Origin of the sequence: Enterobacter cloacae complex sp. IR53030 (genome assembly GCF_049238365.1) — a bacterium.
Taxonomy (GTDB): Bacteria; Pseudomonadota; Gammaproteobacteria; order Enterobacterales; family Enterobacteriaceae; genus Enterobacter; species Enterobacter kobei.
Map to the genome: position 1 here is coordinate 1 of NZ_JBMKHA010000068.1, position 1,217 is coordinate 1,217.

The following is a 1,217-nucleotide window of genomic DNA, read 5'->3' on the forward strand; positions in this document are numbered from 1 at the left end:
CGCGTTCCCATTGAGCTGGAGCAACTGGTTATCTCGTTCAATCATATGATTGGAAAGATTGAGGATGTCTTTACCCGCCAGGCCAATTTCTCTGCCGATATCGCGCATGAGATCAGAACGCCCATCACCAATCTGGTGACGCAGACTGAAATCGCACTGAGTCAGGATCGAACACAGAGGGAACTTGAGGATGTCCTCTATTCCAGTCTTGAAGAGTATAACCGGATGACCAAAATGGTCAGCGATATGCTGTTCCTGGCACAGGCAGATAATAATCAGCTGATACCTGACAGGGTCATGTTTGACCTCAGAGCGGAAGTCATGAAAGTCTTCGAGTTTTTCGAAGCCTGGGCCGAAGAACGCAATATCACGCTCAAATTTAACGGGATGCCCTGCCTGGTTGAGGGAGATCCACAAATGTTCAGAAGGGCGATCAATAATCTGTTATCCAATGCCCTGCGTTATACCCCGGAGGGACAGGCAATCACCGTCTCAATAAGAGAGCAGGAGAGCTTTTTTGACCTTGTGATTGAAAATCCGGGGAAACCAATCCCTGAAGAGCATTTATCAAGGTTGTTTGACCGTTTTTATCGGGTGGATCCGTCCAGACAACGAAAAGGAGAAGGCAGCGGCATCGGCCTTGCGATTGTGAAGTCAATCGTGGAAGCACATCACGGAAGAGTGCAGGTGGAATCGGACGTACACTCAACGCGTTTTATCTTATCCGTGCCCAGACTGGAGAAAATGATTCCGGACACCCAGTGCTGGGAATAAAGATTTAAATGACAAAGATGTCATTAGCCTGTCATGCAGCAAACAGAAGCCATTCGATATAATTAGTGCAACTTATCAGGAAGGCTGGATTGCTTTATCAATATCCGGCGTCAGTGGACGCCAGGAAATGAATATCCAGTCCCCTCCCGGAGAAATAAACACTTCCGAACCTGTTTCAGTTATGGAACTGAAAACACCGGTTGTACTCCCCCGGACATCACTAATTAAGAAATGGAGAGTTATCATGAAAAATATCGTATTAGCATCCTTGCTGGGCTTTGGCTTAATTTCTTCGGCCTGGGCCACTGAAACCGTGAATATCCATGAGCGGGTCAACAATGCACAGGCACCTGCTCACCAGATGCAGTCTGCTGCGGCTCCTGTCGGGATCCAGGGGACTGCACCTCGTATGGCCGGTATGGACCAGCATGAACAGGCCATTA

Annotated in this window: 2 pseudogenes; both read left to right on the top strand. The window is 48.2% G+C overall.

Annotated elements, in window-relative coordinates:
- Positions 1–774: pseudogene (gene silS / locus ACOTXR_RS25075) on the top strand (copper/silver sensor histidine kinase SilS); the annotation flags it as partial.
- 244 nt (positions 775–1,018) lie between these two features.
- A pseudogene (locus ACOTXR_RS25080) lies at positions 1,019–1,217 on the top strand (copper-binding protein); the annotation flags it as partial.